This window comes from Streptomyces sp. KL109B, assembly GCF_030766935.1.
GTDB lineage: Bacteria > Actinomycetota > Actinomycetes > Streptomycetales > Streptomycetaceae > Streptomyces.
Window position 1 is genome coordinate 286,242 of the sequence record NZ_JASERL010000003.1, and the last position, 26,762, is coordinate 313,003.

Consider the following 26,762-nt stretch of genomic DNA (forward strand, 5'->3'; position numbering starts at 1 on the left):
GACCGTACGAATACGGTCTCCGGGCCCTTCACGTGCGTGCGAGCGGGAGCTGGTGAGCGAACGTCAGTCCTGCGACCGCTTCGGCCGCCACACCACCAACGCCCCCGTCTGCTGGACCTCCTGGTACGGCACCAGGTCCCGGCGGTACGAGGCGTGCACCGCCGCCTCCCGCTGCTGGATCGCGGTGGCCGCGTTCTCCACCGCTGCGGAGAGTTCGGCGACCCGCGACTGGAGCGCGGCGACCTGGTTCTCCAGCTCGATGATGCGCTGGATGCCGGCCAGGTTGATGCCTTCGGTCTGCGACAACTGCTGCACCTTGCGGAGCAGTTCGATGTCGCGCGCCGAGTAACGGCGGCCGCGCCCGGCCGTGCGGTCGGGGGAGACCAGGCCGAGGCGGTCGTACTGGCGCAGGGTCTGCGGATGCAGGCCGGACAGCTGTGCCGCCACCGAAATGACGTACACCGGCGTCTCGTCGGTGAGTTCGTACGGATTGTGGCGCCGACGGCCGGGCTGCCCGTCCATCACATTCACGCTCCCTTCGCGGCCTTGAACAGTTCTGCCCGCACGTCGGTGTCCTCAGTCGCCTTGCGCAGCGACTCGAGGGCCGAACGGGCTTCTTCCGAAAGGTCCTGCTCCTTGGGGACGGCCACCTCGACCGTCACAAGGAGGTCCCCGCGCGTGCCGTCCTTGCGGACCGCGCCCTTGCCGCGGGCCCGCATCGTCCGCCCGTTCGGCGTGCCCGGGGGCAGCTTCAGGGTGACGGCGGGGCCGCCGAGCGTGGGCACCTTGACCTCGCCGCCGAGCGACGCCTCGGTGAAGGTCACCGGGACGGTGACCGTGAGGTTGTCGCCCTTGCGGCCGAAGACCGGGTGGGCGTCGACGTGCACGACGACGTACAAGTCGCCTGCCGGGCCGCCCCGTTCACCGGGAGCGCCCTTGCCGCGAAGGCGGATGCGCTGCCCGTCGGAGACGCCCGCCGGGATGCGGACCTGCATGGTGCGCGACGACTTGGCCCGGCCGCTGCCCTTGCAGGTGTCGCAGGGGGTCTCGGCGATCAGGCCGCGGCCCTTGCAGTCCACGCACGGGTCGGTGAGGGAGAAGCCGCCACCGCCGCCGCGCGAGACCTGCCCGGTGCCGACGCAGGTGGGGCACACGCGCGGTGTGCCGTTCGCGTCGCCGGTGCCGGAGCACGCCTTGCAGGGGGCCTGCGACGACATGCGCAGCGGGACCGTGGCCCCGTCGACGGCCTCGGTGAAGCTGAGCGTCACCTCGGACTCGATGTCCTGGCCCCGGCGCGGCTGCGTACGCGTGCCCGCGCCCGCGCCGCCCCGGTTGAACAGGCCACCGAACACGTCGCCGATGCCGCCGCCGAAGCCGCCCTGACCGCCCTGGCCCTGGGCGCCGCCGCCGAAGAGGTCGCCGAGGTCGAAGTTGAACGAGCCGCCGCCTCCGGCACCGCCGGGTCCCGGACGGAACCCGCCGCTGCCGAACAGGGCGCGCGCCTCGTCGTACTCCTTGCGCTTCTTGGGGTCGCCGAGGATGTCGTTCGCCTCGGAGATCTCCTTGAAGCGCTCCTCCGCCCGGTCGTTGCCCTTGTTGGCGTCGGGGTGGTTCTCACGGGCGAGCTTGCGGTACGCCTTCTTGATCTCGGCGTCGGTGGCGTCCTTGGGGACGCCGAGGACCTTGTAGTAGTCCTTCTCGATGAAGTCCTTGGTACTCATCGGCCTCGACGTCCCTCCTCACCTGTTCCTGTCATGCATCCGGTGTCAGCCCTCTTCCGGGCCACCGGACTCCTTCTCGGCATCCTTCTCGGCTGCCTCGTCGGACTTGCCGGCCTGCGCGCCCGGCTGCGGCTCGGCCACGGCCACCCGCGCGGGGCGGATGGTGCGCTCGCCGATCCGGTAGCCCGGCTGCAGGATCGCCACGCAGGTCGTCTCCGTGACATCCGGCGCGTAGCTGTGCATCAGGGCCTCGTGCACGGTCGGGTCGAAGGGCTCGCCCTCCTTGCCGAACTGCTGAAGGCCCATCTTGGCGGCGACCGTCTCCAGCGATTCGGCGACGGACTTGAAGCCGCCGACCAGCTCGCCGTGTTCACGGGCGCGGCCGATGTCGTCGAGGACGGGAAGCAACTCGGTCAGGAGGTTCGCTACGGCGATCTCCTTGACCGTGACGCGGTCCCGCTCCACACGACGCCGGTAGTTCTGGTACTCGGCCTGCAGACGCTGGAGGTCCGTCGTGCGCTCGCCCAGCGCCATACGCACCTGGTCCAGCTGCGCGGTCAGGGCAACATCCTGAGCTGCGGAAGCTGAGTCCCCGGCCGGGGCCGCCCCCTCCTTGTCGGAGGGAGCGGCCTGCGGCTCGGCGTCTTCGGGAGTGGCGCCGGAGGGGACGTCAGGCTTCTCGTTCTCGTCGAAGCCCGGGGTCTCCTCCGTCACGCGGCACCGTCCTTGCGGTCCTTGTCCTCGTCGACGATCTCGGCGTCCACGACGTCGTCCTCGGCCTTGGCGTCACCCTGCGGGGCGTCGTCGCCCTGCGGGGCCTCGGCGCCACCGGCGGCCTGGGCGTCGGCGTACATGGCCTGGCCCAGCTTCTGCGAGACGGCGGCGACCTTCTCGGTGGCGGTGCGGATCTCGGCGGAGTCGTCGCCCTTGAGCTTCTCCTTCAGCTCGGTGACGGCCTCCTCGACCTCGGTCTTCACCTCGCCGGGGACCTTGTCCTCGTTGTCCTTGAGGAACTTCTCCGTCTGGTAGACGAGCTGCTCGCCCTGGTTGCGGGACTCGGCGGCCTCGCGGCGTGCGTGGTCCTCGTCCGCGTACTTCTCGGCCTCCTGGCGCATCCGGTCGACCTCGTCCTTCGGCAGCGAGGAGCCGCCGGTGACGGTCATCTTCTGCTCCTTGCCCGTGCCGAGGTCCTTGGCCGTGACGTGCATGATGCCGTTGGCGTCGATGTCGAAGGAGACCTCGATCTGCGGGACGCCGCGCGGGGCCGGCGGCAGACCGGTCAGCTCGAACATTCCGAGCTTCTTGTTGTACGCCGCGATCTCGCGCTCGCCCTGGTAGACCTGGATCTGCACCGACGGCTGGTTGTCCTCGGCCGTCGTGAAGATCTCGGAGCGCTTCGTCGGAATCGTGGTGTTCCGCTCGATGAGCTTGGTCATGATGCCGCCCTTGGTCTCGATACCGAGGGACAGCGGGGTCACGTCGAGGAGCAGGACGTCCTTGACCTCACCCTTGAGGACACCGGCCTGGAGCGAGGCGCCGATGGCGACGACCTCGTCCGGGTTCACACCCTTGTTGGCCTCCTTGCCGCCGGTCAGTTCCTTGACCAGGTCGGCGACGGCCGGCATACGGGTGGAGCCACCGACGAGAACGACGTGGTCGATCTCGGAGAGCTGGATGCCCGCGTCCTTGATGACGTTGTGGAACGGCGTCTTGCAGCGCTCCAGCAGGTCGGACGTGAGCTGCTGGAACTGGGCGCGCGTGAGCTTCTCGTCCAGGTGCAGCGGGCCCTCGGCGGACGCCGTGATGTACGGCAGGTTGATCGTGGTCTCCGTGGAGGAGGACAGCTCGATCTTCGCCTTCTCGGCGGCCTCGCGCAGGCGCTGCAGCGCCATCTTGTCCTTGCCCAGGTCCACGCCGTGGCCGTTGTTGAACTGCTTGACCAGGTAGTCGACGACGCGCTGGTCCCAGTCGTCACCGCCGAGCTGGTTGTCGCCGTTCGTGGCCTTCACCTCGACGACGCCGTCGCCGATCTCGAGCAGCGAGACGTCGAAGGTGCCGCCACCGAGGTCGAAGACCAGAATGGTCTGGTCGTCCTTGTCCAGGCCGTAGGCCAGGGCCGCGGACGTCGGCTCGTTGACAATACGCAGGACGTTCATGCCCGCGATCTCGCCGGCTTCCTTCGTCGCCTGACGCTCGGAGTCGTTGAAGTAGGCGGGCACGGTGATGACCGCGTCCGTGACCTTCTCACCGAGGTAGGACTCCGCGTCGCGCTTCAGCTTCTGCAGGATGAAGGCGCTCATCTGCTGCGGGTTGAAGTCCTTGCCGTCCAGGTCGATCTTCCAGTCAGTGCCCATGTGGCGCTTGACCGAGCGGACCGTCCGGTCCACGTTCGTGACCGCCTGGCGCTTGGCGACCTCGCCGACCAGCACCTCGCCGTTCTTCGCGAAAGCGACGACGGACGGCGTGGTCCTGGCGCCCTCGGCGTTCGCGATGACGGTGGGCTCACCGCCCTCCAGAACGCTGACGACGGAGTTAGTCGTGCCCAGGTCGATGCCGACCGCACGTGCCATTTCGATTCCTCCAGCTGACTACTTGAGTGGAACTGGCTCAAGACTGCAACACCTCCCCCCTCGGCGTCAACAGACCTGAGTCACAGGCACTCAAGTTTTATCCTGCCCTTATTCGCAGCCAGCTGGATGACCGCCCCTGACCTGGGGTTTTATTCGGTGGCCGAGGGCCCGAGGCCCGCGTAGACATGCTCGGTACGCTCGGTCCACACCGCTTCCCCGTACCGCTTCGCGTACACCGCGCGGCAGTGCTCGCGCAGCGTCGGGAAGATCTTGGCGGCCACGTCGAGCGCGTCGGGGAGGTGCGCGTCGAGGGTGGTGACCGTACCCGTGCCCTCGGACCGTACGGCACGCGGCAGCGCCGACGACCCCGCCCCCTCCACCCCCTCGAAGGCGAGCACCGGCAGCCCCGCCGCGAGCGCCTCCGCGTACACGAGCGGCACCGCCCGCCGCGGCCCACGCCCCGGAAGGACGATCCCCCGGTACCCCGGAAGCGCCCGCCTCAACACCCCCCGCCCCACGGCCCCGCGAAGCCGCACCGACGCGGGCGCCGCCGCCCGGCACCGCCCTTCCAGCGGCCCCGCCCCGATGACGTCGAGCCGCTCGCCTTCGGGCCAGCGGCGGACCAGTTCGAGCACGCCCTTCTCCGGCGCGAGCCGCCCGACGCACACCCAGGCGCCGCCGTCCGCGACCTCGACCTCCGGGTCCACGTCCGCGCCCGCGTCCACCTCCGCGGCCTCCACGGTCGGTACGAAGTCGGGGACCACCTCAAGGCGTTCGCGGGGCAGCCCCGCGCGCGCGTAGGCGTCCCTGCTCGCCTCCGAGAGGACCACGAGCCGGTCGGCCCGCCGCAGCAGCGGGTCCTGCCGCAGCCCGCCACGCGCGGCCCACGCGAACTGCAGCGCCGCGAACCGGGAGCCGCGCTGGCGGCCGTGGCGCAGGGTGGCGACGACGGGCCCGGTCCACTCGGTGATCCAGGCGCGCCCGAAGGCCGGGAAGAGGTTGTGGACGTGCACCACGTCCGGGGCGAACGCGCGCAGCGCCTCAAGGGGGCCGCGCCCGCGGCCGTTCACCGAGACGAGGCGCAGTTCGTGTCCCGCGCGGGTGAGCGCGGCGACCTGGTCGAGCACGGCCTCGTCCTCGCCGCCCGGCGCTCCGAAACCGTGGACGACCGCGATCCTCATGTCAGGCCCCGACCTTCGCGGTGGTGACGACGCCGAACGCGCCGCCGGCGTCGACGAGGGCCGCGTCCACGATGTCGGCGAGGCCCAACCGGGGCCGCCATCCGGTGAGTTCGCGCAGGCGGCGGGTGTCGGGCACGGGCTCGCCCACCTCCTCGCCCTCGCCCTCGTACTCGTACGGGACGAAGCGCAGCGGCGACGGGGAACCGGAGCGTTCCACGACGACGCCCGCGAGGTCGGCGACGGCGGTCTCCCACTCCCCGCCGACGTCGAAGGCGCCACCGACCGCGTCGGCCTTGGCGAGCAGCCGCAGCAGCGCGTCGACGGTGTCGGCGACGTGGGTGAGGCGGAGTCGCCGGTTGCCGTCGCCGTGGATGGTGAGCGGCAGGCCCGCGACGGCCTGTTCGGCGAGGCGCGGCAGGAGGGCGCCGTGCGCGGAGGACTGGCGCGGGCCGACGGTGTGGTCGAGCCGGGCCACGGTCACGGCCCCGCCGTACGCCTCCCCGCCACAAGCCCCGCCGTACGCCTCCCCGCCACAAGCCCCGGCTGAAGCCTCGGCGGCCCCCGCGTCTCCGGTCACGAGGAGCAGTCGGCGCCCGTGCCGGTGCGCGGCCTCGACGACGGCGGGGCTCGCCCGCTCGGCGGCCAGGTGGACCACCACCTCGCAGCGGCTCACGAGTTCGTCGAGGAGCCGCTCGTCGAGGGCCGAGCCGCGCACGAAGCGGAGCCGTGGATCGGGCCAGGCGGCGGCGAGGTTGGCGCGCTCGCCCGTGGACAGGTCGTCGAGGACGACGACGGTGTGTCCCTGAGCGAGCAGCGCGTCGGTGAGGTGCGAGCCGACGAAGCCGGCACCTCCGATGACCAGATGGGCGGCCGGGCGGGCGGAGGGTGTGGTCGTCAACGGTGCGCTCATCCCCATAAGTTATTCCGTTATGTCCAAATATGGGGTGAATAACACGATCCGCTTGACCGCCGCCCATAGGGGTGGGCGCGCGACACAGATCACCAGCCCGGCGACTACATTGCGCACTGGTAAGTGGGTAGTCTCGGACAGACAACCTAAGTTACCGCTTAGTAACGCAGGCCCGAGGAGCCCCCAAATGCAACTCGCCGCGATCATCGTGTCGCTGGCCCTGATCGTGGTCGGCGTGGCTCTGTTCGTCCGAGCCATCGCGCAGATCTACCGCTACGTGCGGCTCGGCCAGAACGTCCCCGCCGGGACGCGTACCGACGAACCCGTGCAGCGCACCGTCACCGTGGTCAAGGAGTTCCTCGGCCACACCCGCATGAACAAGTGGGGCATCGTCGGCTTCGCGCACTGGTTCGTCGCCGTCGGCTTCTTCTCGCTCGTGCTGACGATCGTGAACGCCATCGGCCAGCTGTTCCAGGCCGACTGGCTGCTGCCGATCATCGGCGAGTGGGCGCCGTACAACATCTTCGTCGAGTTCATCGGCCTGATGACGACGCTCGGCATCCTCACGCTCATCGTGATCCGCCAGCTGTCGAAGCCGAACAAGGCGGGCCGCAAGTCCCGCTTCGCCGGCTCGAACTTCGGCCAGGCGTACTTCGTCGAGGCCGTCATCCTGATCATCGGCGTCTGCATCATGGTGCTGCACGCCCTTGAGGCCACGATGCACGGGCTCGACCACTACGAGGCGTCCTTCTTCGCCTCGTACCCGCTGGTCCTCGCCTTCAAGGGGCTCAGCCTCGGCGCGCTCCAGAACATCGTGTACTTCGTCGCCATGGTGAAGATCGCGACCTCGTTCATCTGGATGATCACGGTCGCCCTGAAGACCGACATGGGTGTCGCCTGGCACCGCTTCCTGGCCTTCCCCAACATCTGGTTCAAGCGCGAGGCCGACGGCGACGTCGCGCTCGGCGCGCTGCAGCCGATGACCTCCAAGGGCGAGCCGATCGACTTCGAGGACCCGGGCGAGGACGACGTCTACGGCGTCTCCCAGGTCGAGCACTTCTCCTGGAAGGGCCTGCTCGACTTCTCCACCTGCACCGAGTGCGGTCGTTGCCAGTCGCAGTGCCCCGCGTGGAACACCGGCAAGCCGCTCTCCCCGAAGCTCCTCATCATGTCGCTGCGCGACCACGCGCACGCCAAGGCGCCGTACCTGCTCGCCGGTGGCGGCAAGAACATGGAGGGCGAGGAGCAGGCTTCGGCCGAGGCATTGAAGGACGTCCCGGCCGCGGCTCTCGCGGAAGCCGAGCGCCCGCTCATCGGCACGCACGAAGAGAACGGCGTCATCGACCCGGACGTCCTGTGGTCCTGCACCACCTGCGGCGCCTGCGTCGAGCAGTGCCCCGTCGACATCGAGCACGTCGACCACATCGTCGACATGCGCCGCTACCAGGTGATGATCGAGAGCGCGTTCCCGTCCGAGGCGGGCACGATGCTCAAGAACCTGGAGAAGAAGGGCAACCCCTGGGGCCTCGCCAAGAAGCAGCGCCTGGAGTGGCTCAAGGAGCTCGACTTCGAGGTGCCGGTCGTCGGCAAGGACATCGAGGACCTCACCGAGGTCGAGTACCTCTACTGGGTCGGCTGCGCGGGCGCGTTGGAGGACCGGGCGAAGAAGACCACCAAGGCCTTCGCCGAGCTGCTCAACATCGCGGGCGTCAAGTTCGCGATCATGGGCGGCGACGAGAAGTGCACCGGTGACTCCGCCCGCCGCCTCGGCAACGAGCCGCTGTTCCAGCAGCTCGGCCAGGAGAACGTCATGTCCCTCAACATGGCGTTCGGCGAGGAGTACGACGACGAGGGCAACGTCACGGCCGAGTCCAAGAAGCCGCGTACCGCCAAGAAGATCGTCGCGACCTGTCCGCACTGCCTCAACACGATCGGCAAGGAGTACCCGCAGATCGGCGGGGATTACGAGGTAATCCACCACACGCAGCTGCTCCAGCACCTCGTCGACGAGGGCAAGCTGACCCCGGTCACCCCGGTCGAGGGCATCATCACGTACCACGACCCGTGCTACCTGGGCCGCCACAACAAGATCTACACGCCGCCGCGCGAGATCATCGCCAGCGTCCCTGGCGTCCGCAACGAGGAGATGCACCGCCACAAGGAGCGCGGCTTCTGCTGCGGCGCCGGTGGTGCCCGGATGTGGATGGAGGAGCGGATCGGCAAGCGCATCAACAACGAGCGTGTTGATGAGGCGCTGAGTCTGAACCCGGACATCGTCTCCACCGCCTGCCCGTTCTGCCTCGTCATGCTGACCGACTCGGTCAACGGCAAGAAGAACGACGGCAAGGCGAAGGAGTCCGTCACGGTCGTCGACGTCGCGCAGCTGCTGCTCGACTCGGTGAAGACGCCGGTCGACCCGGCGGGCGAGGCTGAGACCGAGACCGCCCCCGAGCCGGACCCGGAGCCGGTGAAGTAACCGACGTCCGCGCACGTCCCTGACGTCCGCGTACGTCCCTGAGGGCACCCCGGCACGACGGGGTGCCCTCTTCATTTGTCGCGCCCCGTACAACCCTTCCGGCTGATCCCGTGTCAAACGGTGCGTCGGACAAGGAACGGGCCCTTTCCGGCCATCCCCCCGCGCTGCCCGGCCTTCCTTCAGCCAAGGAGCCGCTCGTGCGCAAGAACCGTACGGCCGCCCTCGCCGCGGCCTCGTTCCTTCTCGTCGCCGGTACGTACATCGCCGCCGCCCCGTCCGCGTACGCGGGCACACCCGGCGCCACCCGGGCGAACGACCGCAACACCGACTTCAACGGCGACGGTTACGACGACGTACTCGTCGGCGCCCCCGGGGCCACCGTCGGCGGGCACGCCGGCGCCGGCGTCGTCACCGTCCAGTACGGCGCCGCGAGCGGGATCGGGACGTCCCGCTCCGCCGTGTTCAGCCAGAACACGACCGGGGTGCCCGGCGCCGCCGAGGCGGGCGACGCGTTCGGACAGGCCGTCGCCACCGGAGACCTCGACGGCGACGGCTACGACGACGCGATCGTCGGCTCGCCCGGCGAGGACCTCGGCACCGTCACCGACTCGGGCGGCGGCGTCGTCCTGTGGGGCACGCCGCAGGGTCTGACCGGCGGTGTCAGCACGGGAGTCGAGGCCGACGAGCCCGCCGCGGGCGGCACGTTCGGCTCCGCGCTCGCCGCCGCCCGGTTCACCGACGGCGGCGACGGCGACCTGCTCGCCGTCCTCGACTCGGCCGGACTCGCGATCTTCCGCTACGAGGCCGCGGCCACGGCCAGATCCACCGCGGCCGCATCGAAGAAGCTGGTCCGCGACTCCCGCACCGACTTCGCGACCAAGGCCCCGAAGGCCGAGGCACCCAAGGGCAAGGCGCCGACCGCCACCGCGCGGGCCGCCACCCTCGCCGCGCCGACCGCCATCGAGCCCAAGTCCCTGACCACGGGCGACTACGACGCCAACGGCTACGCCGACCTCGTCGTCTCCGGCCTCTCCGTCGGCGACGAGTCGGGAGACGGCTGGTCGTACGTCATCCCCGGCACCGCCGCCGACGCCGACCCGCTGCCGACGCTCACGCTGCGCGGCGGCCCGGTCGCCGCCTCCGGTGACATCAACGGCGACGGCAAGGACGACATCGTCACCGGCGAGCCGCACAGCCCCGACGACGGCGGCCCTTGGACGACCGGCGGCATGATCGGCGTCCACTACGGCTCCGCCGACGGGCCGGTCGCGGAACCGCAGTGGTGGACGCAGGACACCGACGACGTACCCGGCACCGCCGAGAAGGGCGACGGCTGGGGCGCCGACCTCTCCGTCGGCGACACGAACGGCGACGGGTACGCCGACGTCGCGATCGGCGCGCCCGGCGAGGACATCGACACCGTCGCCGACGCGGGCTCCGTGACGGTGATGCGGGGAACGGCCCTCGGCCTGCGGACCACCGACGTACGCGCCTTCAACCAGGCGTCGGCGGACGTGCCGGGCGCGGCCGAGAAGGGCGACAAGTTCGGCGGCCAGGTCTCCTTCACCGACCCCAACGACGACGGCCGCTTCGGCCTCCTCGCGGCGGCACCCGGCGAGAACGCCGGCGACGGCGTGGTGTGGGTGTTCTCGGCCGGCACGGGCGGCATCACGGCCACCGGCTCGTGGACGTACGGGGCGGGGTCGCTGTCCGCGCCGTCCCTGAAAGCGCGGTTCGGCGAGGCGATCGACGACTAGGTCATGTCTTCGAAACGGCGCCTGCCGGGATCAACTGCCTTAACTTTCACTGGAGTTGACGTGCGACTGAAGAAACTCGCCATCGCCGCAGGGGTGGTCGCCCTCACCGCGGGCGGCCTCACCCTCCCCCTCGCGGGGACCGCGTCCGCCGCGAGCACGCTCAAGGACGACTTCAACGGCGACGGCTACCGCGACCTCGCCATCGGCACACCGAACGCCAACGCCGTGACGGTGACGTTCGGTTCGTCCTCCGGCGTGGGCACCGGCAAGGCCGTGACGATCACGCAGGAGACCTCCGGCGTGCCCGGAGTCAGCGAGCGCGGGGACGAGTTCGGGGAGAACGTCACCAGCGGAGACGTCAACGGCGACGGATACGCGGACCTGATCGTCGGCGCCCCCGGCGAGCAGGTCACCGACTGGGCGAGCGGCTCGCTGAACGTCGTCTGGGGCGGCGCGAACGGCTTCACGAAGGGCGCCACCGTCTACCACGCGCCCTCCGCCGACGACGAACGCTTCGGCGAGGGCGCCGTCTTCGTCGACCTCGACGGCGACGACCACGCGCAGCTCGCCGTCGTCAGCGCCAAGAAGTGGTGGTGGTACTCCGAATCCAACAAGCCCGAGGACGCCTACGGGCCGGAGTTCGAGTTCGTCCCGTCCGACGTGACCCTCGAAGGGCTCACGGCCGACCAGTTCAACGGCGCGGGCACCGGGAAGATCTACACGTACGTCCTCTACGGAAAGCACGCCGACGGCAGCCCGTACACGGGGTGGGTCAGAGGTGGCCCCGGGGACGTCGGCTACTACTCCGGGCGGATCGACGGACAGTTCGCCGGCTCCACGACCGAGGCCGCCGCCACCGGCGACGTGAACTGCGACGGATACCCGGACCTGGTCACCGGCCAGGCCGAGGACAACTCGATCTGGGTGTTCTACGGCGGATCCACCATCTTCACCGACGAGATGGAGGGCATGGACAAGGTCACCCAGAACAGCGAAGGGGTGCCGGGCGCGACGGAGGCCGAGGACCGTTTCGGGGCGTCGGTCGCGGTCGGCGACGTGGACGGCGACGGCTGCGCGGAGGTCGCGGTGGGCGCGCCCGGCGAGACCGTGGACGGTGTGAAGGGCACCGGTTCGGTCGTCCTCCTCAAGGGCGGCAAGGGCACGATCAGCGCGGGCCGCGCCTACCACCAGGCCACCAGCGGGGTGCCGGGCACCGCCGAGCCTGGCGACCACTTCGGGTCGAGCGTACGGCTGAAGGACATCAACGGAGGCGGCCGCGCGGACCTCGCCGCCGCCGCGTCCGGCGAGGCCATCGGCACGACCATGGACGCGGGCGCCGTGACGGTGCTGCGCGGCTCGTCGCCGTACCTGACGACGACGGGCGCCACGTCCTTCAACGGCTCCGACTTCGGGCTGCCGGGGGCCGGCATCTCCTTCGGTACGTCGCTGCGCTGACGCCGCGTCAGCCGCCGCCTGTCATCATGGGACGGTTGTCAACTCATGGGACGGGTGGGGGAGTTGCTGATGCCGGTCGATACGCGGGTCGATACGCGGGTCGGTACGCGGGTTGATACGAGGAGTGGTGCGCGAGGCGGTACGCGGGGCGGTACGCGGGGCGGCGGGGCGCTGTGTGCCGTACTGCTCGCCGCCGCCGTACTCACCGGGTGCGGGGGCGGCAGCGGCGGCGGCAACGGGGGCGGCGCCCAGCGGCCCGTGACCGTGGCGGGCAAGCAGCGGCAGAGCGCGCCGCTGCCGATCCCGCGCGGCACCGGCAGCAAGCTTCCCACCGACTTCAACGGGGACGGCGCCCCCGACCTCGTACTCGACGCTCTCGCCCACGACGGGCTCGGCGACGACCCCGGCATCGGCGTCGTCTACGGGAAGAAGGGCCACGGACCCGTGCCGGACACCCGGCAGTTGCTGTCCCCGGCGACGTACAAGGCGTCGACCCTGTCGTCCGAGGCCAGCTGCGATCTCGACCGGGACGGCTTCGCCGACCTGGTGGTCTCGACCGACCCGCCGTACGACGGCCGGGGCATGCCGCCCGTCCCCCTGCGCGTGCTCTTCGGCTCGCCGCGCGGGATCTCCGGCGAGGGCGTCACGTTGAAGATCCCGGCGCGGGCCCGGTTCGGCAACGAGTGGCCGGACCGGCCGGTGTGCGGGGACTTCGACGGCGACGGCCGCGAGGACCTCGTGGTGCACGCGAGCGGGGGCCGGCTGAGCGTCCTGCCAGGACCGTTCACCCGCGCGGGCGCGCCGCGCGGCACGGCCCGCCTCGCGGAGGTCGGCGGCGACGTCCCGACGGGGCCCGCAGCGGACGTCAACGGCGACGGCGCCGACGACCTCCTGATCCGCGCCCACACGGGCACCGCGCGCTCGACCGTCGCCCTCGGCGGGCGGAACGGATTCACCGCGGGCGCGAGCTACCCGGCGGGCACGGACGCGGCGTTCGGCCGCTTCGGGGCGGCCGTCCTTGGGGCAGGGGGCGTCACGGTGTACGGGAGCGGGGGCGAGGGCGAGGGTGATGGGGCGGTACGGGTTGCCGGGGGCGGCGACCGGGTCCATACGGGGGACTTCGACGGGGACGGGAAGGTCGAGTTGGCCGTGTCGTCGGGCGACGCGGACGGCTCCGGCCGCGTACGGATCGTGGAGTCCTCGGGGGCCGGGAAGGCGCGGTCGGCCCCGGCCGCGGGGCGCGTGGTCGCGGTCGCGGATTTCGACGGGGACGGGGGCGACGACCTCGTGGTGCAGCGGGTGTCGGGGAACGGGGACGTAGTGACGGTCCTGACCCGTGCCCGCCCCCGGCCCACCTTCTCCACGCGCGCCTTCACACCCTGACGCCCCTTTCTCCTCACTCCCGAGGCCGAACCCGTACAACCCTCCTGCCCCATCAACAGTCTCCTGTAAGCCGACCGCAGGGCGACTCCCGGGACAACCCCAGGCGAACTCCCCTGAAACGGCACCCAGTTGACGGGACACCCGCCAGGCGTCCCCTTCCCGCAGGAGCCAACCGAATGGCCAAGCACAGACGCACTCCCGCCCCTTCCCCGACCCGCCTCCGCCTCGCCATGGCCACCGCCACGGCAGCCGCCCTGACCGGCGGGTTCTTCGTCACCACGGCGGGGTCCGCGACCGCGGCCACCCCCGAAGTCGCGAAGTCCGACGCCGACTTCAACGGCGACGGCGTCGCCGACAACGCCGTGGCCGCACCGTTCGCCTCCGTGAGCGGGCACGCCGAAGCCGGGCAGATCAGCGTCCTGTACGGCGGGGGCAAGCGCGTCACCCTCAGCCAGAACTCGACCGGCGTGCCCGGCAGCGCCGAGACCGGCGACCACTTCGGCGTCAGCTCCGCGTACGGCGACTTCGACGGCGACGGCTTCGACGACCTGGTGGTCGGCGCGGCGGGCGAGGACGTCGGCACCGACAAGGACGGCGGCACCGCCGCCGTCCTGTGGGGCTCGGCGAACGGCCTGACCGGCGGAAAGACCGTCGCCGACCCGCGCCCGTCGAAGCACGACCGCTTCGGCGAGTTCCTGGAGGCCGCCGACCTCAACGGCGACGGCCACGACGACCTCGCCGTCGGCACGCCCAACTCGACGACCGTCGACGTCGTCCGCGGCGGCTTCACCCGCACCGGCGGCAACGGCGGCGCGTACACGGTGACCGCGCCCGCGCTCGGCAGCGCCCAGGGCGGCGGCATCAACAACCTGCACTCCGGCGACATCAACGGCGACGGCGTCGAGGACCTGCTCGTGAACGGCTTCGAGCCGCTCGACAGCGAGACCGACGACTACTCCTACAACGCCAACTTCTACCTGCCCGGCTCCGCTTCGGGCGTCACGGCGTCCGGCGCCGTGAAGCTGCCCGCCGGCATCATCACGGATGTGGGTGACGTCGACAGCGACGGCAAGGGAGACATCGTCTTCGGCGTGGCCTGGGACAACAGCTCCGGTGTGCCCGGCTCCCAGCTCGGCGGCGCGGCCCTGATCGCCCACGGCACCGCGAACGGCCCGGACGTCTCCGGCGTCCAGACCATCGACCAGGACACCTCCGGCGTCCCCGGCTCCGGCGAGACGGGCGACAGCTTCGGCAACGAGCTCGACCTCGGCGACATCAACGGCGACGGCCACCTCGACCTGGTCGTCGGCGTGCCCGGCGAGGACCTCGACGGCGTCAAGAACGCCGGCGCCATCACCGTCCTGTACGGCGCGGCGGACGGCTCCGGCATCACCGGGACGGGCTCCAAGTCCTTCCACCAGAACACCCCCGGCGTGCCCAACTCCAATGAGGCCGAAGACGTCTTCGGCGCCGAGGTGCACGTCGACGACCTCAACGGCGACGGCCGCGGCGACGTGACCGTGGGCGCCCCCGGCGAGAACGGCTCCAACGGCGCGGTCTACGCCCTGAACTCGGGCGCCGACGCCACCCTCTCCTCCCCCGGCGGCATCTACACCTCCACCCTCGGCATCTCCCCGAGCGGCACCCCGCTCCTGGGCGTCGACATGGCGGACTGACCGGTCCCCTAATGCCCTTCCCGTAAGGGATGTCACAGGTCAGCCGCAATGCCGGGCCCGATTCCCCCGGGCCCGGCATCGGCCGCCGAAAACCAGGTACGTTCGAGTACGTGGCTGGATTCAGGAACGGACGCGGCCGGGACAACCGCGAAGCGCCGCAGGGGCACCCTCCGTACGGGCCCCCTCAGCAGCAGTACCCACAGCAGTGGCCGCAGGCCCACGGCGGAAACAGCGGGCACGGCGGGCACGGTGAGCCGGAGTACTTCGGCGACCCGAACGCGCCCCGCGCCCCCGGCAGCGGTCACGACCCGTACGCGGCGAACAACCCCGGTCACACCCAGGCGTTCTCGGTGAACCCCGACAGCGGGGACCCGTACGCGTACACCCAGGGCGCCACCTACCAGGCGGGCGCCGCCCCGGCCGGACCGATCGGCCCGCGGCTGCACTGGAAGCAGCTGCTGTCCGGCGTCGTGTTCCGCCCGGCCGACACGTATATGCGGATGCGGGACTACGCGATGTGGGGCCCGGCCCTCATCGTCACGTTCCTGTACGGCCTCCTCGCGATCTTCGGCTTCGACGGCGCCCGCGAGGACGTCATCAACGCCACGATGTCCGCGGCGATCCCCTACGTCCTGACGACCGGCGTCGCGATCACGATCAGCTTCTTCGTGCTCGGCATCGTCACCCACACCCTGGCCCGCCAGCTCGGCGGCAACGGCGCCTGGCAGCCCACGGTCGGCCTGTCCATGCTGATCGCCGCCCTCACGGACGCCCCGCGCCTGCTGTTCGGCATGTTCCTCGGCGGCAACGAGATGTTCGTCCAGGTCATCGGCTGGGCGACCTGGGCCGTGGCGGGCGCCCTGCTGACCACGATGATCTCCAAGTCCCACGACCTGCCCTGGCCGAAGGCGCTCGCGGCCTCGGCGATCCAGCTGATCGCCCTGCTCTCGATCATCAAGCTGGGCACGTTCTAGAACCGCCCGTGCAACGGAATGAGGGGCCCCGCGGGGCCCCTCATTCCGTTGGTCGTGGCGCGCGCCGCTCAGGCGTCGAGCACTTGCCCCTCCCGCTGTACGACGGGCGGCTCGACGCTCCACGGGAAGTTGATCCACTCGTCCGTACGCTTCCACACGTACTCGCACTTCACGAGCGAGTGGGACTTCTCATAGACGACGGCCGAGCGCACCTCGGCGACGGTGTCGAGGCAGAAGTCGTGCACGAGCTTCAGCGTCTTGCCGGTGTCCGCGACGTCGTCGGTGATGAGCACCTTCTTGTCGCTGAAGTCGATCGCGTTCGGCACGGGCGCGAGCATGACCGGCATTTCGAGCGTGGTCCCGACGCCGGTGTAGAACTCCACGTTCACGAGGTGGATGTTCTTCACGTCCAGCGCGTACCCGAGCCCACCGGCGACGAAGACGCCGCCGCGCGCGATGCTCAGGATGATGTCGGGCCGGTACCCGTCGTCGGCGATGGTCTGCGCGAGCTCGCGCATGGCGACGCCGAACTTCTCGTACGTAAGGTTCTCGCGCTCGGGGTTCACGCCGTCACTCATGTCGCTGCTGCTCACACCTGGGTCCGATGGAAGTTGAGGAAGGAACGGGAGGCGGTCGGGCCGCGCTGTCCCTGGTAACGCGAACCGTAGCGCTCGCTGCCGTACGGGAACTCGGCGGGTGACGACAGCCGGAACATGCACAGCTGCCCGATCTTCATCCCCGGCCACAGCTTGATCGGCAGCGTCGCGAGATTCGAGAGTTCGAGCGTCACGTGCCCGCTGAAGCCGGGGTCGATGAAGCCGGCGGTGGAGTGCGTGACGAGCCCGAGCCGCCCCAGCGAACTCTTCCCTTCCAGCCGCGAGGCCAGATCCTCGGGAAGGCTGATGACCTCGTACGTCGACGCGAGCACGAACTCGCCGGGGTGCAGGATGAACGGCTCGTCGCCCTCCGGCACCACCTCTCGCGTCAGCTCCGACTGCTCGACGCTCGGGTCGATGTGCGGGTACTTGTGGTTCTCGAACACCCGGAAGTACCGGTCGAGACGCACATCAATACTCGACGGCTGCACCATCGACTCGTCGTAGGGATCGATGCGGACCCGTCCGGCGTCGATCTCGGCCCGGATGTCCTTGTCTGAGAGAAGCACGTAGCGAGGATACGCAAGGCGCGCGGGCCCGCCACAATCCGGCCATTCGGTCGGGGTTCGTGGCGGGCCCGCGCGCCGTGTCCGCGATGCGGTGCCGCTTACCGCTCGTCCGGTCCCACAGGAACGGCGTGCCGAAGTCGCGCGCACCGCGGACACCGAATCAGCCGGCTCGGACCAAGGCGGTCGGCCTGCTGCATCGGGAACGAAGCGGTGCTGAACACGTGCCCTTCGGCACATCGGACGACGGTGCGATCCATCGAGTCCATCAAGTCCCGGAGTCCCTTCCCCACGGAGCCATTTGGCCAGTTTCCCGGCCGACGACGAAAAGCAACATTACGGGATGAAAGGGACGCCAATCCAGGCGGCACCCCGCAGAGAATCGTCAACGGCCGGAGCCCCCACCGTACGCTTCAACTCCCTTCACCCGCAGTCACTTCCACCCCGCACAACGCAGCAGGGCCCCGGGGCAGGAGCGCCCGGGGCCCGGCATGGGGTACAGTGTCCGCCAGTACGGATCGTTCAACGGCCGTACTGCGCGGGTGTAGTTTAATGGTAGAACATAAGCTTCCCAAGCTTAGAGCGCGAGTTCGATTCTCGTCACCCGCTCCATGAAGAAGCCCCAGGCCAGCGGCCCGGGGCTTTTTGCTGTCCGTGCACATGCGACAGAAACCCGCCACGCTTAGTGTGGCGGTGCAGGCCGAATGATCACGGCTGAGGGCGCTCGGCGCCTTACCCCCAGGCGGAGGCCTCAACGGCGCACAAGAACCCCAGGCCGAGGGCCTGGGGTTCTTGTGTGTTCTCAGATGTGTTCTCAGATGGTGTCGAGGTCGCGGGTGCGGGTTTCCGGGAGGGCGAGGGCGCAGAGGAGGGAGAGGAGGGCCATGGCGCTCATGAACCAGCCGCCGACCGAGGCGTTGTAGGTCTCGGCGAGGGCGGTGACGGCCAGGGGGGCGGCGGCGCCGCCGAGGACGCCGCCGAGGTTGTAGGAGAAGCCGGCGCCGGAGTAGCGCAGGCGGGTGGCGAAGAGTTCGGGGAGGTAGGCGCCGGCCGGGCCGTAGATGATGCCCATGCAGAGCAGGGCGCCGCTGAGGGCGACGGCGATCAGAACGTAGTTGCCGGTGTCGAGGAGGGGGAAGAGGAGTGCGCCCCAGACGACGCCGAACGCCGCGCCGCCGATGATGAGTTTGCGGCGGCCCACCCGGTCCGACCAGCGGGCGACGGCGTACGTGGAGATGCCCAGGACGGTGACCGCGACGAGGGTCAGGAGCAGCATGTCGTTCTTGGGGATGCCGAGGTCGTCGGTCGTGTACGTCATGCAGTACGTGGCCGCCGTGTAGAACATCACGTAGACGACGGTGATCATGCCCGCGCCGAGCAGCATTTCCCTGGGGTGCTCGCGGAAGGCGTCGGCGAGGGGGGCCTTCGCCGTTTCGCGCTGTGCGGTGACCTTCGCGAAGGCGGGCGTCTCGGAGATCTTGAGGCGGATGGCCAGGCCCACCGCGACCAGGACGAAGGACAGCAGGAAGGGGATGCGCCAGCCCCAGCTGTCGAAGGACGCGTCGTCCAGGGCCGAGGACATCAGGAGGAAGGTGAGGGTGGCGGCGAAGTAGCCGACGGGGGAGCCCATTTGGGGCGCCGAGGCGTACAAGCCGCGTTTGCGCTTCGGGGCGTGTTCCACGGCGAGCAGTGCCGCGCCGCCCCATTCGCCGCCGAGGCCGATGCCCTGGATCACGCGGAGCAGGACCAGGAGGACCGGGGCCGCCACGCCCAGGGTGTCGTAGCCGGGGAGCAGGCCGATCAGGCCCGTGGACAGGCCCATCATGAGCAGCGATACGACCAGGACCGTCTTGCGGCCCACCCGGTCGCCGAAGTGGCCGAAGACCGCCGCGCCCAGGGGGCGGGCCGCGAAGCCGACGGCGAAGGTGGACAGGGTGGCCAAGGTGCCTGCCGCGTCCGAGAGTTCGGGGAAGAAGGCCTCGTTGAGGACGAGGGCAGCCGCGGTTCCGTAGATGTAGTAGTCGTAGAACTCGATGGCCGTGCCGATGAAGCTCGCGGTGGCGATGCGGCGCATGCCGGAGGCGGGTGGGGTGGCGGTGGTGGTGGCGGCGTGCGTGCTGCCGGGCGGGGCGGGGGAGGGCGATTCGGGCATGGGGCGGCCTCCGGGGATGGGCGTGGAGCGGGGACGGGGCGCCTTGTGCGGCGTGGTGTGAACCTAGGCCGGAGCGTGGGTCCCGTGATTTGTTCGCTCGGACAGGGCTGGCCGCCGCGTCCTGTCCGCGCCGACAGGTGTCCCGTTCAGGCGCCGGGGAACGCCGTGTCCGGGGTATCCGTCGCGGCCAGGTCGAGGCGGAGTTGGAGGGTCGCGGCGAGGCGGTGTTCGGGGTCTTCGAGGTCGAGGCCGGTCAGGGCCACGGCCCTGCGGACGCGGTAGCGCAGCGTGTTGGGGTGCACGTTGAGGCGCTTGGCCACGGCCGCGACGTCGCCGAACGCGTCGAGGTAGCGGAGGAGGGAGCGGGCCAGCTCTGTGCCCTGCTCGCGGTCGCGGGTGACGAGGGCCGCCACCGCGGGGAAGCGGAGCTCCGGGGAGCGGTCGAGGAGTTCCAGGGTGTCGCGGACGAGGAGGGCCGGGGCGAGGCGGGTGTGCGTGCCGACCGTCGACTCCGGGGTGCGGGCGAGGAGTTGCAGGGCGCGGTGGCCGCGGAGCTTGACGGCGGGGACGTCGGCGAGGCGTTCGGCGCGGCCCGCGAGGACGGCCTGGACCGGGGTGCCGGTCAACCGCCGCAGCGTGGCGACCAGGTCCTCGGCCCAGCGGACGAGGGGGCCCTCGTCCTCGTACGCGCCCGTGGGCGTCGGCAGGATCGCGTAGATCTGGCCGCAGGCCTGGGCCACAAGGGCGTTCTCCCGGTGCGCCGCCACGTGCACGGAGACGATGCCCGCTGCCTCCGCGCGCCGGGCATCGGCCCGCACGGCGTCGGTCGCGGCGGCGGTGTCGCGCAGGTCCACGGCGACGACGTCGGCGCCGGCCGCCGGGTCGATGCCCAGGTGGGCGGCGAGTGCGGCGGAGTCGAAGCGGCCGGTGAGGAGGCCGTGGCTGAGGTCCTCGCGGGTGGCGAGCCGGGCGCCGGCGTCGCCCTGGAAGTAGTGGTCGACGAGTTGCAGCGCGGCTATTCGGGCCGCGCCGCGCAGGAGTTGTGGGGTCCGTTCGGCGAGCGGGCGGGCGCCCTCCTGCACCCAGATGGTGCCGAGCGGGCGGCGTCCGGCGTTGATGCCGATGACGACGCGGCGGCGTGCGCCCATGTCCGGCCGCTCGTCGACCGTGACCACCTCGTCGCTTGCGCGGACCCGTTGGTGGACGCCGAGGTGGCGCAGCAGTGCCAGATACGGTTCGGGGCAGCTGCGGCCGAGGATGGTGGCGCGGCGCAGTTCGTCGGCCTCTTCGCCGGGTCCCGCGTAGGCGAGGACGCGGTGGGCGCCGTCCTCCAGGCTGACCACGCCGTGGGTGAGCGTCGCGACGGTCTGGGCGAGGGAGTAGAGGTCGCCGTTGCGGCCAGGGGTGAACTCGCCTGCGGGGGCGGCGAGTACGGCGCGGAGTTCGGCCTCTACGCGGTCCCAGCGCAGGGCGGGTGGCAGGCCGAGGACGGCGATGCCGGTGGTTTGTGCGGCCGTGCGTACTGCCTCCGGCAGGCCGTCGCCGTTGCTGGCGTCGTCGTCGATGCGCAGGGCGAGTGCGGTCGCGCCCGCGTGGGCGGCTGCCGTCACCATCGCCGCCGCTTCCTCCGGTTCGCGGGTGCCGATGGCGAGTACGAGGGTGCCGGTGACGTCGTCGAGGGGGTCGGTCGGTTCGGCGATGACGATGTCGTGGACGGTGGCGTCGTCCGGGCCGCAGTGGACCGGGGGCGGTTCCAGGGTTTCCGTGAGGCGGCGGGTCAGGGCGGCCACGTTGGCGTGGGGCCGGGGGGCCGGGGTTCTGGTCTCCGGTGGTGTGTCGTCCACCGGGGCAGCGTAGGCGTGAAGTGGGGTCAGTGGGGTGGGTGCGGTCGCGTCGTTGCCGGGTTTGCGCAGTTCCCCGCGCCCCTGTGAACGTGGAGTTCGCTGCGGCCCTGGTAATCGCGGCGTCCCCGTGACCAAAAGATGCGCAGTTCCCCGCGCCCCCAAAAAAACCTGCGACTCCCCCACGGACCCTCGTAACCGCAGCGCCCCCGTGACCAAAAGATGCGCAGTTCCCCGCGCCCCCTCCCAAAAAACGCACCGCTCCCCGTCGCCCCAAGAAGGGGTGCGGGGAGCGGTGGTGTCAGGGGGGCAGGGGGTCAGGGGGTCAGGGGCGGTTTTTGCGGGACATGGTGCGGATCGTGAAGCCGGTCGCGAGGGTCAGGACCGTGAGCAGGGCGCCCAGGAGGGTCCAGTCGCGGAAGCCGGTGTCGGCGAGGTGGCCGCCGCCGTCGCCTCCCGTGGTGCCTCCCGTGGTGCCGCCGGTGGAACCGCCCTCCTCCGGGAAGGTGTTCGTGACGTCGACCGTCGCCGAGCCGTCGACCTTGACCTCGCCGTCCGTGCCGTCGTCGGAGGACGCCTCGTACGTGACCGTGTCGCCGGTCGGCACGTTCGTCTCCTCAACCGTGCAGGTGGCGCCCTCCGGGACGGAGATCGTGCGGTCCTCGCCGTCCTTGAGGGAGAAGGAGCTGTCGGACGGGGAGAGGGGTACGTCGCCGTGGTCCGTGGTGCAGGACAGGGCGAAGTCGTACGGGCCCGCTCCCCCGTTCACCACGTGCTTGCGGACCGTGAGGTCGGCCGCCGGGAAGGTGTTGGTGATGTTGATGGACGCCTGGGCGTCGGAGTCGGACGTCGTGACCACCGTCGGGTTGTCGGCGGAGCCGTGGTCGACCGTGGCCTTCGCCGCGCCGCCGGTGTCCACCTCCTCGGCCCAGCAACGGGTGTTCACCGGGAGGGGTTTGATGGTGACGGGTTCGCCGGCCTTCACCTCGTACGTCTTGTGGAGGATGCGGTCGCTCGGCTGGCCCGCCGCGTTCGGCAGGGTGCAGGAGACGTCGACGCCGTACGTGCGGCCGTCGTCGGCGTAGCCCGCCGCGTCGCCGTCGAGCGACTTGTTCAGGGTCAGGGCGCCGAACTCGTAGGTGTTGGAGATCCGGGCGAACTGCGGGGTCTCCGGGCCGATGTTGGGCTGGATGGTGACTTCGACGGGGTTGCTTCTGGGGTGGTCGGACTGGCCGCCGCGGGCCGAGGTCTCCCAGATGCGGCACTTGGCGCCCGCCGGGATGCCCTTGATGTTGACCGGGTCGTTCACGGACACCCGGTAGTCCTCGTTGAGGACCACCTCCGGCGGCCGTCCCTGCGGGTCGATGGTGCAGGTCACGTGGTACGGGTACGGGATCCTGCGGAGCAGGTCCGTCGCCTTGTCCGGGTGTTCGCCGAGGCGCTTCACCAGCCGCAGCTCGCCGTAGGAGAGGGCGACGCCGACCTTGATCGGCTCATTGGCCTGGAGCACGCGCGGGGAGCCGGCGCGGTCGGTGGTCTCGTTGTGGGCGTAGGAGTTCCAGGCGATGGTCGGGTCGCCGTTGTGGGCGACGTCGAGCGGGGTGTCCATCGCGTACGTGATGTCGACGGTGCCGCCGGGCTCCAGCGGCTGCGGGAACTTCAGGTCCATATTGGCGCCGCGTGCCTTGTTGCTGTACGCGTCGTCCCAGGTGCCGGAGTCGCACCGGTCGGCGGTCGAACCGGCGTCGCCCATGTTCAGGTCGTCGGTGCACAGCGGCTCGTCGTTCTCGTACTTCGTGGTCATCTCGCCGGGGCTGCTGCCGTCGAGCTTCGGCTCGGAGGCGAGGGTGGGGCGCTTGTCCCAGGCGGTCTTGCGGTCCTGGTCGAGGATGACGCCCTTGTCGCCCGCGACCGGGAACCGGTCGACGATGCGCATGTTGGTGCCGTCCTCGGTGCCCGCGTTCCGCAGGCGCATCAAGTAGTGGTACTGGTCACCGGGGTTGACCAGGGCGATGCACGGGTTGGCGGTGTACTTGCGGCCGGTGGAGTCGGTCGTCATCAGGCAGGAGTCGTCGCCGACGTCGACGGTCTCCCCGGTCTTGGTGTTGTACCAGCCGAGGCTGTCGTTGCCGGAGACCCACTTGCGGGCGGTGAACGCGGCGCCGGTCTTGGCCGTCAGCTTCGCGTCGTCGACGCAGTACAGGCCGGAGCCGAACATGGCGCCGTTCTCCTCCGCCTCGCTCGCGTCCTCGCAGGCCAGGTCCGGGTCGGTCGAGGTGGCGCCCATCGTGTTGGTGACGGTCTCGTCGGCGCGGATGCCGGCCTCCAGCTTCACGTGGATCTCGATGGTGAAGCTGCCGCCGGGCGGGAAGTTCCAGTCCTTGCCGTCGTCGTCCTTGGAGAAGTCCCAGGTGAGCCCGGAGACCCGCTCGCCGTCGGTGGTCTGACTGAACTTCGGGGTTGGGATGGGGGTGGTCCCGTCCGGTTCCCTCTCGTCGTTGATCTTGTACGGCTCGCCGTTGTCGCCCTGGAAGGTGTCGTCGAACGCGATGCCCTCGGGGAGGTCGTCCTTGACGACGAGGTTCGGGACGTTCGCCGTACCGGTGTTGGTGACCTTCAGATCGAAGGGGGCGTCCTCGCCCGGGGAGAGCACCGTGTCCGGGGTCTTGTCGACGTCGAGCTTGGGGTCGCCCTTGACGAGGTCGAGGGTGGCCTCGACCTCTTCGATGTCCCGGGGCTTGTCCTCGTCCTCGACCTTGGTGAGGAACTGGCCGGTGGCGTGGTCCACCAGGTGGTCCGGAACCGGCTCGCCGCTGCTGCGCAGCGTGGGCCGCGGGCTGACGTCGAGGACGAGGATGCCGGAGCAGCTGGCGTCGCCGCACTCGGGCTTGATCACGTAGCCGTCGTTGGTGGTGCTCGTCGACGAGTACGTGGCGCGGATGCCGGTGACGTCGGCGGCGTTCACTCCGGACGGCAGGGCGGCGTCGGCGGACGGGGTGCCGTTGACCCACTGGCCGTTCACATACGCGTCGATCTGTACGCGGTTGGCGCCGGCCGGCATCTGGTTCGACTTGATGGATACGAGGTCCACGGCGTCGAAGAATTCGTCGTCCTCGTCGATGATCTTCAGGTACTTGGCCGACATGTTGCCGGTGTTGCGGACGGTGAGCGTCATGTCCGCGTGCTGGCGCGGCAGTCCGTCCACGTGCTCGGGGAGCTGGCCGGGGGCGATGGTCTTGTTGAGAGAAGCGCCGTCGTTGGCGGGGCCGGTCTCCATGGTCTTGCAGTCGCTGCCGTTGACGTCGCCGCCCTGGCTGTCCTTGGCCGTGACCGAGAAGCAGTTCTGGAACGTCTCGCCGTTCTCGACGCCGTCGCGGCGCTCGGCGGTGACGTTGATGGTGACGTTGTCGCCCGGCGCCATCTCGCCGTCGTAGACGCCGCGTACACCGGTGGCACGGGCGAGCACGTCGGGGGAGACGCCGTCGTAGTCGACCCAGGCGTCCGTGTCCGGGTCGTAGACCTGGAGCTTCACCGGTGCGTCGGACGGCGAGACGGAGACGGACGTGATCTCCAGCTTGTCGAAGGGGCTGGCGCTGCCGGGCTTGCCGTTCTCGTCGGCCGAAGGGTCGGTGATGACCACGTCGTGCAGCGGCAGGTTGCCGGTGTTGGTGAACTTCAGCTGCATGTCGATGGGTTGGCCCGGCGGCACGTCGGTCTGGCTGACGGTCTTGACGCCGCTGCCGTTGCCGTCCGGGTCCTCGACGATGAGGTTCGCGCACGCGCTGCCGGAGGCGGTGCCGCTGCCGTCGGAGCGGCCCGCGTCGCCCTTGTAGCCCGCGCAGTTGCTGACGCCGTCGGCCACGTCCGCGGCGTCGACGTCGTCGGTCAGCGTGCCGTGCAGGTCGAGGCCTGCGGTGGCGCCCTCGGCGATCGACGGATTGCCGTCCGCGTCGACGCCGGAGTAGACGACCTCGACCTTCTTGACCTGCTTGCAGTCCTCGGGGACGTCGTAGGTCGCGTTCGCCGTGTACGTCTGCGTGCGGGTGGTGTCGTCGGCGCAGGTGACGGTCAGCTTCGCCTCGGTGGCGCCCGCGGGGAAGCGCAGCCGCACCTTGTCGACGTCGAGCTTGTCGAACTCGCTGGTCGCGTCCGCGTCCGGCTCGGTGATCGTCATCGTCTTCACCTTGAACGGCGACTTGTTCGTGACGTCGACGCCCGTGCTGACCGGGGAGTTCTCACCGATGACCGCGTGCTCGTTGGAGCCCTTGGAGAAGTCGCCGTTGGTGTCGGCGTAGTACTTCTTCGTCGAGTCCAGGACCAGGATGTCCGGCAGGATGTCGTACGTGTCGCAGGCCTGGTCGCCCTTGACGTCGCCGTCCGTCGTCTCCTTCGCGGCCGGGGTCGCGCAGTTGTTGACGGTGATCTTGTCGGTGGGCTCCAGCTTCGAGCCGTCCGAGCGCTTGGTGTCCCGCAGCTTCATGCCGACGTCGACGCTGCCGCCGTTCTCGTCGTAGGGCAGCGGGTCGCCGTTGCTGTTGGTGAAGACGACCTCGAAGCCGACGACATCGCCCGGGTCCACCCCGTCCGGCATCGGCAGTTCGCCGGGCGAGGTGATGGTGTCGCCGGTGTGGGTCTGCCCGTCGGAGGTGGTGACCACCAGCTTCGCCTGGTCGGCGCCCTTGGGGAACGCGGTGACGGTGGCGCCGGTGAAGTCGAAGTACTCGAAGGTCTCCTCGGTGTCGTCGGACACCGACAGCTCGGTGACCTCGGCCGACGACGAGGAGTTGTTGCGCACGTTCAGCTTGATCGTGGACTCTTCGCCGGACAGCGCGACCGCCGAGCCGTCCTCCCAGTCCTTGGTCGTGACCGGCTTGACCACGCGCGGGATGTTGATCGTGATGTCCGAGTCGGAGGTCTTCGGGTCCGCGTTGTCGGCTTCCGCCTTCGCGGTGTTGGTGATGGTGGTGCCGTCCTCCAACTGTGTGTCGGCCGGCACCCGCATCCCGATCTCCACCGAGCCCGCCTGGCCCGCCCGCAGGCCGGTCTCGCCCTCAGGGTTCTGCAGCGGCTGCTTGTAGACGATCGTCAGCTGCCGCGTCGACTCGTCGTAGGTGACGTCACGGGTGCTGTCCGATTTCGGGAGGTCGGTCACCTCCAGCCCTTCCGGGAGCGTGTCGGTGACCGTGAAGTTCACGCAGTCCACGTCCAGGCCGGAGCACTGCCCGTTGAGCGTGTAGATGAACTCGTCACCGGGCTCCAACGGCCCGTCGGCATCATTGGTCTTGGTGATGCCGACCGAACTCATCGGGTCGTCGGCGACGGCCGCGGGGGCGGCCAGCGCCGTGGATCCGAAGAGCAGGCTCAGCACCGCCGTGACGACGACCAGTGCACGTAGGCGGGATGGGCGGGATGGGCTTCCCCTGAGCAACACGACGACCTTGGACATGGGCGCGACGGTAGGGCGGGGTCCCTTATGCGCACGTTATGGCATGCCGGATTATTGA

General features: G+C 70.2%; 17 protein-coding genes and 1 tRNA gene. 7 read left to right on the forward strand and 11 right to left on the reverse strand.

The window, feature by feature from the left end; translation table 11 throughout:
* Positions 1-63: 63 nt before the first annotated feature.
* The 6 genes from RBJ65_RS12670 to RBJ65_RS12695 all read right to left on the reverse strand — a co-directional run bounded on the left by RBJ65_RS12670 (position 64) and on the right by RBJ65_RS12695 (position 6,382).
* Entirely contained in the window at positions 64-522 is a 459-nt protein-coding gene (locus tag RBJ65_RS12670) for a heat shock protein transcriptional repressor HspR (RefSeq protein ID WP_306318386.1), read from the reverse strand.
* A 5-nt stretch (positions 523-527) separates the two neighbouring features.
* Positions 528-1,721 (reverse strand): molecular chaperone DnaJ, encoded by a 1,194-nt coding sequence (dnaJ, locus tag RBJ65_RS12675; RefSeq protein WP_306318385.1) that lies wholly within the window; start codon positions 1,719-1,721, stop codon positions 528-530.
* 45 nt (positions 1,722-1,766) lie between these two features.
* The gene (gene grpE, locus RBJ65_RS12680; protein WP_306318384.1) at positions 1,767-2,435 is read right to left on the reverse strand and encodes a nucleotide exchange factor GrpE; all 669 of its coding nucleotides are present in this window, start codon (positions 2,433-2,435) and stop codon (positions 1,767-1,769) included.
* Positions 2,432-4,291, reverse strand: a complete 1,860-nt coding sequence (gene dnaK / locus RBJ65_RS12685; RefSeq protein ID WP_306318383.1) for a molecular chaperone DnaK — start codon at positions 4,289-4,291, stop codon at positions 2,432-2,434. The genes grpE and dnaK overlap by 4 nt, the downstream gene beginning before the upstream one ends.
* A 149-nt stretch (positions 4,292-4,440) precedes the next feature.
* Positions 4,441-5,472, reverse strand: coding sequence for a glycosyltransferase family 4 protein (locus RBJ65_RS12690; protein ID WP_306318382.1), 1,032 nt, complete (start codon positions 5,470-5,472; stop codon positions 4,441-4,443).
* Between the two features lies 1 nt (position 5,473).
* Complete coding sequence (locus RBJ65_RS12695; protein WP_306318381.1) at positions 5,474-6,382, reverse strand: NAD(P)-dependent oxidoreductase; 909 nt, start codon at positions 6,380-6,382, stop codon at positions 5,474-5,476.
* A gap of 187 nt (positions 6,383-6,569) precedes the next feature.
* Between RBJ65_RS12695 and RBJ65_RS12700 the strand changes: the two genes are divergently transcribed.
* The 6 genes from RBJ65_RS12700 to RBJ65_RS12725 all read left to right on the forward strand — a co-directional run bounded on the left by RBJ65_RS12700 (position 6,570) and on the right by RBJ65_RS12725 (position 16,103).
* The gene (locus RBJ65_RS12700; protein WP_306318380.1) at positions 6,570-8,858 is read left to right on the forward strand and encodes a (Fe-S)-binding protein; all 2,289 of its coding nucleotides are present in this window, start codon (positions 6,570-6,572) and stop codon (positions 8,856-8,858) included.
* Positions 8,859-9,055: 197 nt separating this feature from the next.
* Positions 9,056-10,615, forward strand: coding sequence for an FG-GAP-like repeat-containing protein (locus RBJ65_RS12705; RefSeq protein ID WP_306318379.1), 1,560 nt, complete (start codon positions 9,056-9,058; stop codon positions 10,613-10,615).
* Between the two features lie 60 nt (positions 10,616-10,675).
* Complete coding sequence (locus RBJ65_RS12710; RefSeq protein WP_306318378.1) at positions 10,676-12,070, forward strand: FG-GAP and VCBS repeat-containing protein; 1,395 nt, start codon at positions 10,676-10,678, stop codon at positions 12,068-12,070.
* Positions 12,071-12,139: 69 nt separating this feature from the next.
* A complete protein-coding gene (locus RBJ65_RS12715; RefSeq protein WP_306318377.1) occupies positions 12,140-13,453 on the forward strand; it encodes a VCBS repeat-containing protein in 1,314 nt (437 codons plus the stop codon).
* A 176-nt stretch (positions 13,454-13,629) separates the two neighbouring features.
* On the forward strand, positions 13,630-15,129 hold the full coding sequence (locus RBJ65_RS12720; protein WP_306318376.1) for an FG-GAP and VCBS repeat-containing protein: 1,500 nt from the start codon (positions 13,630-13,632) through the stop codon (positions 15,127-15,129).
* 29 nt (positions 15,130-15,158) lie between these two features.
* Positions 15,159-16,103 (forward strand): Yip1 family protein, encoded by a 945-nt coding sequence (locus tag RBJ65_RS12725; protein ID WP_306318375.1) that lies wholly within the window; start codon positions 15,159-15,161, stop codon positions 16,101-16,103.
* Positions 16,104-16,171: 68 nt separating this feature from the next.
* On the opposite strand, the gene RBJ65_RS12730 is transcribed toward RBJ65_RS12725, so the two are convergent.
* A complete protein-coding gene (locus RBJ65_RS12730; RefSeq protein ID WP_306318374.1) occupies positions 16,172-16,681 on the reverse strand; it encodes a phosphoribosyltransferase in 510 nt (169 codons plus the stop codon).
* Positions 16,682-16,692: 11 nt separating this feature from the next.
* On the reverse strand, positions 16,693-17,268 hold the full coding sequence (dcd, locus tag RBJ65_RS12735) for a dCTP deaminase (RefSeq protein ID WP_306318372.1): 576 nt from the start codon (positions 17,266-17,268) through the stop codon (positions 16,693-16,695).
* 535 nt (positions 17,269-17,803) lie between these two features.
* Between dcd and RBJ65_RS12740 the strand changes: the two genes are divergently transcribed.
* Positions 17,804-17,877: transfer RNA gene (locus tag RBJ65_RS12740), tRNA-Gly, on the forward strand.
* 202 nt (positions 17,878-18,079) lie between these two features.
* Here RBJ65_RS12740 and RBJ65_RS12745 read toward each other — a convergent pair.
* From RBJ65_RS12745 to RBJ65_RS12755, 3 genes are all read right to left on the reverse strand, one after another.
* Positions 18,080-19,417: an MFS transporter gene (locus tag RBJ65_RS12745; protein ID WP_306318371.1), complete on the reverse strand. Its 1,338-nt coding sequence runs from the start codon at positions 19,415-19,417 to the stop codon at positions 18,080-18,082.
* Positions 19,418-19,563: 146 nt separating this feature from the next.
* Positions 19,564-21,261, reverse strand: coding sequence for a CdaR family transcriptional regulator (locus tag RBJ65_RS12750; protein WP_306318370.1), 1,698 nt, complete (start codon positions 21,259-21,261; stop codon positions 19,564-19,566).
* Positions 21,262-21,583: 322 nt separating this feature from the next.
* A complete protein-coding gene (locus RBJ65_RS12755) occupies positions 21,584-26,704 on the reverse strand; it encodes a DUF5979 domain-containing protein (protein ID WP_306318369.1) in 5,121 nt (1,706 codons plus the stop codon).
* Between the last annotated feature and the right edge of the window lie 58 nt (positions 26,705-26,762).